The sequence below is a fragment of the Youngiibacter fragilis 232.1 genome, from assembly GCF_000495435.3.
Classification (GTDB): Bacteria; Bacillota; Clostridia; order Clostridiales; family Clostridiaceae; genus Youngiibacter; species Youngiibacter fragilis.
In genome coordinates this window covers 1-8682 of the sequence record NZ_AXUN02000074.1, presented here as the reverse complement: position 1 = coordinate 8682, position 8682 = coordinate 1, and the positions used below count along the sequence as shown (strand labels likewise).

General features: G+C 43.2%; 8 protein-coding genes. All 8 read left to right on the top strand.

What is annotated here, in order from left to right:
• Positions 1-824, top strand: an 824-nt coding sequence (locus T472_RS04945) for an amino acid permease (protein ID WP_023863375.1), incomplete at its 5' end; no start/stop codon positions are given.
• 179 nt (positions 825-1003) lie between these two features.
• Positions 1004-1753 (top strand): GntR family transcriptional regulator, encoded by a 750-nt coding sequence (locus T472_RS04940; RefSeq protein WP_023384596.1) that lies wholly within the window; start codon positions 1004-1006, stop codon positions 1751-1753.
• Positions 1746-2474: a GntR family transcriptional regulator gene (locus T472_RS04935; RefSeq protein WP_023384599.1), complete on the top strand. Its 729-nt coding sequence runs from the start codon at positions 1746-1748 to the stop codon at positions 2472-2474. The genes T472_RS04940 and T472_RS04935 overlap by 8 nt, the downstream gene beginning before the upstream one ends.
• A 142-nt stretch (positions 2475-2616) precedes the next feature.
• Positions 2617-3615, top strand: a complete 999-nt coding sequence (locus T472_RS04930) for an SIS domain-containing protein (protein WP_023384601.1) — start codon at positions 2617-2619, stop codon at positions 3613-3615.
• A gap of 140 nt (positions 3616-3755) precedes the next feature.
• On the top strand, positions 3756-4535 hold the full coding sequence (gene frlD, locus T472_RS04925; protein WP_023384604.1) for a fructoselysine 6-kinase: 780 nt from the start codon (positions 3756-3758) through the stop codon (positions 4533-4535).
• 2 nt (positions 4536-4537) lie between these two features.
• Complete coding sequence (locus T472_RS04920) at positions 4538-6049, top strand: amidohydrolase family protein (protein ID WP_023384606.1); 1512 nt, start codon at positions 4538-4540, stop codon at positions 6047-6049.
• A gap of 224 nt (positions 6050-6273) precedes the next feature.
• Positions 6274-7092 carry a BtpA/SgcQ family protein gene (locus T472_RS04915; protein ID WP_023384609.1) on the top strand — a complete coding sequence of 273 codons (819 nt, stop codon included), beginning with the start codon at positions 6274-6276 and terminating at the stop codon, positions 7090-7092.
• Between the two features lie 97 nt (positions 7093-7189).
• On the top strand, positions 7190-8671 hold the full coding sequence (locus tag T472_RS04910) for an FGGY-family carbohydrate kinase (protein WP_023384611.1): 1482 nt from the start codon (positions 7190-7192) through the stop codon (positions 8669-8671).
• Positions 8672-8682 lie beyond the last annotated feature (11 nt).

Genomic DNA, 8682 nt, shown 5'->3' with positions numbered 1-8682 from the left:
AGTTTTCGGGAATCCAGGTTGTGAAGGGGGATCTCATAAGCGCTCCGGCTGTTGTTGGTGCACCAATGGGCATTCTTGCACTTTTGGCAGCGATTTCTGCTACTACATGGTCCTATGACGGCATGGGTGCTGTCTGCTACATGACAGGAGAAATTAAAGAGCCGAAGAAAACAATGCCTAAGGCGCTGATAATATCAGTACTGCTTATCATCGTTCTCTATACTGCACTATCTACTGTTATTACCGGACTTACACCTATAGGTGACCTGGCAAGTTCTGATGCACCGGTTGCCCTGGCGGTATCCAAGATTCCTGGTATAGGCGGAGCAGCAAGCAACCTTGTGGCAGTAATGGCGATAATTGTAATAATCGGATCCTTGTCAAGCTGCATCATGTTCCAGCCAAGAATGGAATATGCCATGGCAAAAGATGGACTGTTCTTCAAATCCTTTGCAAAGGTACATCCACAGTGGGAAACTCCATACTTCTCGATCCTGGTGCAGTGCGCAATGGGTATTATACTGATTTTCGCATCCAACATCACGGAGCTTCTAGGGTATTTCACGTTAGTGGCATTGGTTAAGAACTTCCTTACTTTCGGTACGATTTTTATCCATCGCAAGAAGGCAAGTTACAATCCATTATGGAAAGCTCCAGCATGGAGATTCATGGCTCTTATGGCAATGGTAACCACAGGAACACTTATTGTATCAACATTCCTTTGGGCGCCAATTCCGGGACTTGTTGCAGCGGTTGTAATCATTGTTACAGGCCTTCCAGTATATCATTATTGGAATAAGAAATCAGAGCAGGCAATTAGCTGATAAACTTCTCAAATATCAGTGAAATCGGAATTGCACAGTGGAACATTGCATGTTCTGCTGTGCTTTTTCATGTGAAAGATCAATAAAGTGGCCATGTTTCATGAAAGCTTGTATAGATTGGCCATCCTGGGAAAAAGTATGATATACTTTTAATATGATATTGGAAAGAAGGTAGGCAAATGGAAGAGCTGGGAAAAAGCAAATCAAGAAATGAGGCTCAGGAAGAACTAGAGTATTATATAAAAGTTAATCACCTTGAAGCACATGATAAGTTACCATCAGAACGTGAATTGAGCGAACTGTTCAATATTAACAGATCTACCTTGAGGGCGGCCATAATTAGGATGATTGATGAAGGGAAGCTATATAAGGTAACAGGATCAGGTAATTTTGTGCAGGAACCAAAAATAGTCAGGAATCTTAACAACCTTGATTCACTTACAGAACTTGTGAGAGGATTTGGTAAGGAGATATCGAGTAAAGTGATTCATGCTTCTGTAATTGAAGCGAATAAGCAGATCATGAAAAAGCTGAAGCTGCCTTTGGGGACAAAGGTATTTCAGCTGCTTAGAGTGAGACTTATTGATAATGAACCTTTTGCGCTTGAAACGAGCTTTATAGAATATCAGCGGTTTGAGGGAATTGAGAAGTATGATTTTGAGAAAGTCTCATTATACAAGACTCTGAAAGATGTATATGGAGTTGATATTGTAAAGGGCCAGGAAAAACTGACATTAACCTATGCTACAGAGGAAGAGGCAGAGCTGCTGTCAATTACGTATGAATCCCCGCTTTTCTTCATCAGCGGAACGGCAGAGGACAATGAAGACCGGCCTGTTGAGTATTTCAGATCAGTTGTGCGGCCAGACAAGATGAAGTTCTCAAGCATACTTGTGAAAAAGAGTCAGGAGGAAATGCAGCGTGGATGAGAAGGAAATTACCTATTCGTCTCCAATATACTTACAGCTCAGAGAAGTGATAAGAACTAAAATTGAAGAGGGTGAATATCAGCCGGGGATGGCGATTCCTTCGGAAAATGAGCTTGCAGAGACTTATGGAATCAACCGGATGACGGTGAGAAGCGCGATTGAAGCATTGGTCAGAGAAGGTCTTCTGAGGTCAGTTCAAGGTAAAGGAATTTTTGTTGTTGGAAAGATTTATCAAAGGAACCTGGATATACTGGAAGGGTTCACCCAGGTGATGAAATCCAAAAATGCGAGTCCGAAATTCAAGATACTTCAGAAGAACGCAAGGCCAGCAGGGAAACTTTTTGCGGATCTTTTCGGAATCAAGGAGGAAGACCAGATAAACTATATCCGCCGCACGTGTTATAACAACACAGAGCCGGTTTCGATTGAAGAACTCTTTATACCGGAATACTTGGTTCCCAAGTTCCACGGGATTGATCTCACCGTTTTCTCCATTTATGAAATCTATGAGTTCTATGGAATCAATCTGGTGAAGGCAATACAGACATTGGATATCACAAAATTGAACCAGAGGGATGCCAAGATTCTTGAAGAGGAAGAGGACGCTCCGGTACTTTTATTTGAATGTACAAGCTATGATGATAAAGGAAGGGTAATTGAATTTACAAGAAGTTATACCCGTAGTGGAAAGAGTGACTACAGTGTAGATTTTCGAATCTAGGAACAAGCCTGGGATACCAGGCTTGTTTGAACCATGAAATGGTACAATAATTGATAAACTTGTTGATTGGAGCGTGCATTTATGGTAGTATAACCTTGGTGGTACAAAATTGAAGAAAAATGTATAGAATCAGGAGGGAACTATGCTAAAGTTTGATGAAAATTGGTGGTTTGAAAGTTTTAGAGGGGCCTTGGAAAAGCGTCAGGAGATTGAAAGTATAGTGGATAAAGTCACCGAAGAAGGGTATGACAATATTTTCTTTCTTGGGATCGGGGGCACGTATGCTTCCAGTATGCAGGTCGTGCAGCATGTTAAAGAATTCAGTGCCATGCCTACCTTTGTTGAACATGCTGCTGAATATATGACAACAGGTAATAGAGCGCTGAACAAGAACTCTGTTGTTGTCTTTTCCTCTGTCAGTGGGACAACAGAAGAGGTTCTTGTTGCGCTAAAGTATATTAAAGAACATGTTGGCGCCAGAATCATCGGATTCATAGACAAAGAAAACACACCAATGGGAGATCTTGCTGATTATGTGGTAATCTATCCGATGAATGAACAGCTGAAGTTCTTCATGCTTGCCGACAGGTTTATGTGGAATAGAGGGGATTTTGATGACTATGAGGCTCTTTATGAAGAGCTTGATGCACATCTGCCTGCCGCTCTTGTAGATGTCGAGAAGCGTGCGGATGGCTTTGGGAAAGCTTTTGCTGAGAAGCATCATAAGGATGAAATGCACTACTTTATCGGAGCGGGAAACCAGATGGGGGCGACTTATTCCTATGCTATGTGCTATTGGGAAGAGCAGCACTGGATTAGGACAAAGTCTATTCATGCAGCTGAATTCCTGCATGGCACACTGGAAATTATTGACAGAGATACCAATGTAACTTTATTTTTAGGTGAAGACAGCCAGAGACCTCTTGCTGAACGAGTGAAAGCTTTCCTTCCTAGGATTTGCGGAAACTGCACTTTTATTGACACTAAAGATTATCCATTGGAAGGAATCAGCCAGCGTTTCAGAGGCCATATTTCCCATCTGGTGATGATGGCAGTAAATAGAAGAATTGACGCGCATCTTGAGAAAATAAACTGCCATCCGGTAGAAATCAGAAGGTACTACAGAAAACTGAATTACTAAGAAAGCGAAATACAGACATTACTGATAAAATCGATACAATGAGATCATAAAGAACTGCAGGAAGCAGTTCTTTATGACTGTAGCAAGGTTATGTGGATGATACAGAAAAGTATGTTAAGGCAGATTAATGGGGGAAAGAAATGAGAATTGCAGCAGTAGGAGACAACTGTATTGATTATTATGCGAACCTGAAGACAGGATATCCAGGTGGAAATCCTGTCAATGTGGCGGTATATCTGAAGAGACTCGGGGTGGAGTCCTCATATGTAGGATTTGTGGGAAATGATGAATATGGAAAGATCCTCACGGATGCCCTTTCTGAAAAGGGTGTGGATATTTCCCATGTATCTGTGAAAGAAGGATCAACTGCCGTTACACAGGTTGAGCTCGTGGATGGAGAGAGGGTTTTCGGGGATTATGATGAAGGTGTTATGGCTGATTTTGACCTCACAGAGGAAGACATAAAATTCCTTTCAGGGCATGACCTCATTGCAAGTGGCATCTGGGGGAAGATCCATGGGAGACTGCCTGAATTGAAACGCCTTGGTAATATGATTGCCTTTGACTTCGCAACAAAACTGGATGATCCCATAAAAGAGGAAGCCATTCCCTATGTGGATTACGCGTTCTTCGCAGCGGAAGGGGAGACAGAGGAGCTTCTCCAGTTCATGGTAAGGGAAAAGGCTAAAGGGCCTAAAATTGTCATAGTCACTTTGGGTGAAAATGGCAGCATAGCTTACGATGGAATATTTCACCGTTTTGGTATAGTACCCTGCGAAGTTAGGGATTCCATGGGAGCGGGAGACAGCTACATTGCAGGTTTTCTGAAGGCGATCATGGAAGGTCATCAAATTCAGTATGCTATGGAACAGGGGGCTAAAAACAGCAGTGTCACTTTGGCTTACTTGGGGGCTTGGTAATAATGAAAAAGATTATTCGAAGCAAACAGATTTTTACAGGAGAGGGACTTCTGAACGGTTATCTTGTGGTATCCGATGGAATGATTGCAAAGGTAAGTGATGGTGTACCTCAAGAAGAGGAGATGCGAGGAGCGGAGTACTTGAATTTCGAGGAAGGGATGGTTATTCCGGGACTTGTTGATACTCACTGTTTCTTTATGGGGAAGTACTTTCAGGAGTATGGTGAGGATTTTAAAGGTTTTGGCAAGGAAGCTCTGCTGATTGATTTAGTGAATCGGGCTGAGAAGAAGCTGGTTATTGGCAGAAATGTCAGTGAAGAAGCCTTTCGGGATCTTTGTCACAAATCACTTCCAAATGGATACCCAATAGTCCTATTCCATGAGTCCTTTGAGGAGCTGCTGGTCAATGAGGATGCAAAGAGATGTTATGAAGTCCATTCAGGGTCCGTGACCATGGAAGGATGTGTGCATCTCATTGAAGAAGCCATGAAAGATGAAAAGGCTTTTCTTAAGGCTTATGAGAAACATGCACAGAAACTCCTTGCCCGAGGTGTGACTTCTGTAAAAGAGATTGTTTTTGACCAGGGATTTGGCTGCCTGGAAGCCCTTGAGATGTACCGTTCAAAAAAGGGCCTTCCTATACGGATGTCAATTGTGAGCCAGCCTGTTGCAGGACCTTGGGATATATCCTGGGGTGCCCGGATGAAGGAGAAGTATCAATATCGTGATCTTAGGTTCTATGGCTTTAACATGATGCTGGATGGGTCCATGTCGCAGGAAGAAGCGCATCTTAAAAATAATTACCTTGGAAAGGAGTATTCTGTGCGTACCATTCCGGATTATGCGAAGGCGTATACTCTGGTGAAAGAAGCTGATGAGAATAACCTTGCAGTATCACTTCACGTCCAGGGCGGTAAGGCAGTGGAGGAAGCGGTGAATATTTTCGCTACCATGAAAAAGGATGAGAGCGGAAAACTTGTTAACCGGCACAGTATGACAGATCTTGAGATGGGGGAGCCTGAAGAGTTCAGGAGGATGGCGGAGCTAGGGATACATGCGGAAATCTATCCTCAGATTCAGAGCATATATGAGGATTGGAAAGGAAAGATTGAGCAGGTAAAAGGTCATGCTGGAGACGAGTATCATAAAATCTGGAACAGAAAGGGAATGGTTTCTGAAGGAATGTCCATATCCTGTGCAACAGATCTGCCTCTGCTTTTCCCAAGTCTTCCGGAATCCATTTATCATGGATGTGGTGCCTTCATTGGTGATTCAGAGGAATCGTTTGTGGGGGAGAATGCCATGGATCGGGAATCGCTGATCAAGGCTTGGACCCGAGGTGGAATCAAAAACCTTTATGGAAGTGAGGAGAAACTTGGAAGAATCCAGGAAGGCTTTGGTGCTGATTTGGTGATTTTTGACAGGAATCTTCTGAGTGAAACTCATGATAAAGTCCGGGATGCTGAAGTGCTGCTGACGATTTCCAGGGGAGAAACTGTATTCCAGAAAAAATGAATACTGCCATTTGTGCAATATTGAAGGTTCATCTGCGGGTAAAGGGATCAACGTGTGCAAAGTGGAAGAACGGAAAAGCTGCCAGAATTTGCGATGATAGGATTTCTTGAAAGTATGCCTTAGTGAAAGAAGTAGATAACCCATTGATCTTAATGGCCATTCGCATTGCAACACCATGCGTGGTATAACATAATAACAATTTGTATAGCTGGGAGTGTGCTGATATGTTATGGACTGAAAAGTTATTCAAAGTGAATAAGCCAATTATTGCGATGCTGCATCTGAAGCCATTGCCTGGAGATCCGCTCTTTAAGCATGGGGACACAATGAGAGAGGTAGTCAGGTATGCAAGGCAAGATTTACAAGCCCTTCAGGAAGGCGGAGTAGATGGTATTCTCATTTCTAATGAGTTTAGCCTTCCATATGAGAGAAAAATGAGCTTCATCACACCAGCATCTATGGCTAGAGTCATCGGGGAGCTTATGAGCGAGATTCATGTGCCATTTGGAGTTGACTGCATATCTGATGGACTGGCGACAATAGAACTTGCAGCCGCTGTAAATGCTGACTTTGTCCGTGGTACGTTCAGTGGGGTCTACGTGGGAGACGGAGGAATTTACAATAATGATATTTCTCAGCTTCTACGCAGAAAGGCAGCTCTGCAGCTTGATGATTTGAAGATGCTCTACTTTCTGAATCCTGAATCAGACATGAATCTGGACACTAGAAAATTGAGCAGCATTGCGAAATCACTCATATTTAAAGCGAAACCGGATGGCTTTTGCATATCGGCTTCTGCAGCCGGTGCTGAGGTAGATTCTGAACTGATGAAGCTGGTCAAAGAAGCTTCGGAAGAGACCGCAGTCCTCTGCAACACAGGGGTTAGGCCAGATTCTGTAAGAGAAAAGCTGCAATATGCTGATGCTGCGGTAATCGGCACCTATTTTAAATATGATGGCTATCTATTTAATTCAGTAGACAAAGAACGGGTTCTTAAGCTCATGGAAGCAGTACGGGAATATAGGAAAATTTTAGAGCAATAATTAGTGAAGAGGCTTATGCATTGCCCTAGCACGATGTCTCAAGGGAACGGACTTTGAAGAGTGCAATTGAATTACATCAGTTACAAGGGGGAGTATCTTGAAGTCATATTTTATTGGGATTGATACGGGTACCTACGAAAGCAAAGGGGTGCTTGTTGATGAGGAGTTTAATATCATAGCAAGTCATGCGGCGGCTCACGGTATGGAAAATCCAAAACCAAACCACTTTGAGCATGATGCGGAAAATGTGTGGTGGCATGATTTCTGTGAGATATCGAATGCACTGCTGGAGAAGTCGGGTATCGACCCGAAACAGATCAAGGCTGTTGGTGCGAGTGCTCTGGGAGCTGATTGTCTTCCGGTTGATGAGAACTGTGTTCCACTTCGAAAAGCCATTCTATATGGAATAGATTCCCGAGCGGTGGAGGAAATGAAGTGGCTTACAGAATACTGGGGAGAGGATCAGATCATCGAGTGGTTTGGACGTCCATTATGTTCCTCTGATGTAATGCCGAAGATACTGTGGATCAAAAACAATGAACCTGAGGTATACCGCAAAACGAATAAGTTTCTAACCGGGTCTTCTTACATTACAGCTAAGCTTACAGGTAATTACACTGTGGATAGGTTTTTAGGACTTGCGTCTTTTAATCCACTCTATCACAGCGATGGATCGCCCAATGAAAAAACATGTGAACCAATCTGCAGACCAGACCAGCTTGCAGCTGTGAGGAACACCATTGACATCGCTGGATATGTGACTGATAAGGCATCTGCTGAAACGGGTCTTCCTGAAGGGACACCGGTAATTGTAGGGACTGATGATGCAGGTGCTGAAGCAATCAGCACAGGGGTGCTTCAGGCGGGAGATATGATGCTGATGTTTGGTTCAAGCCTATATATGATTCTTTGCACTGACAGGCTTGTAAACGATAACAGGATATGGCGAGAGGAGTTTATTATTCCAAATACTTACGACATATCTGCAGGTACGAATGCGGCGGGGACGATCACAAGGTGGTACAGGGACAATCTTTTTGAGGACTGCCTGAAATCTGAGCTTGAGACTGGTCTGAATGCTTATGGATTGATGATGAAGGGTGTAGGCGAAATTCCTGCTGGATCAGAGGGACTGATCACACTGCCCTATTTTGCCGGAGAACGGACACCTATCAACGACCCTTATGCCAGAGGAATGATTTTCGGCTTAACGCTGAAACATACAAAAAAGCACCTCTACAGGTCTGCACTGGAATCTATAGGATATTCCATTGGACAGCACTTTTCGATTTTCGAAGAACACAATGTGAAGATCAATACGATCATGGCTGTTGGTGGTGGAACTAGAAATCCTGAATGGATTCAGATGGTTTCTGATATAACCGGGAAAGAAATAGCTACAGCAGAAGTTACCATCGGAGCCTCGTTTGGAGATGCCATGATGGCCGCGATGGGTATTAAGTTTTTTGAAAGCTATGAAGAGATCTCCAGACTAATCAAAAAAGGGAAGATATATAAGCCTGACTTTGAGAGGCATGAAATATACAAAGGTTACCAGAGGATTTTCGATGAGTGTTAAAGATTTCTAGT

Coding starts and splice junctions, on each gene's coding strand:
- T472_RS04920 (WP_023384606.1), top strand. CDS start 4,538: ATGAAAAAGATTATTCGAAGCAAACAGATTTTTACAGGAGAGGGACTT.
- T472_RS04915 (WP_023384609.1), top strand. CDS start 6,274: ATGTTATGGACTGAAAAGTTATTCAAAGTGAATAAGCCAATTATTGCG.
- frlD (WP_023384604.1), top strand. CDS start 3,756: ATGAGAATTGCAGCAGTAGGAGACAACTGTATTGATTATTATGCGAAC.
- T472_RS04940 (WP_023384596.1), top strand. CDS start 1,004: ATGGAAGAGCTGGGAAAAAGCAAATCAAGAAATGAGGCTCAGGAAGAA.
- T472_RS04930 (WP_023384601.1), top strand. CDS start 2,617: ATGCTAAAGTTTGATGAAAATTGGTGGTTTGAAAGTTTTAGAGGGGCC.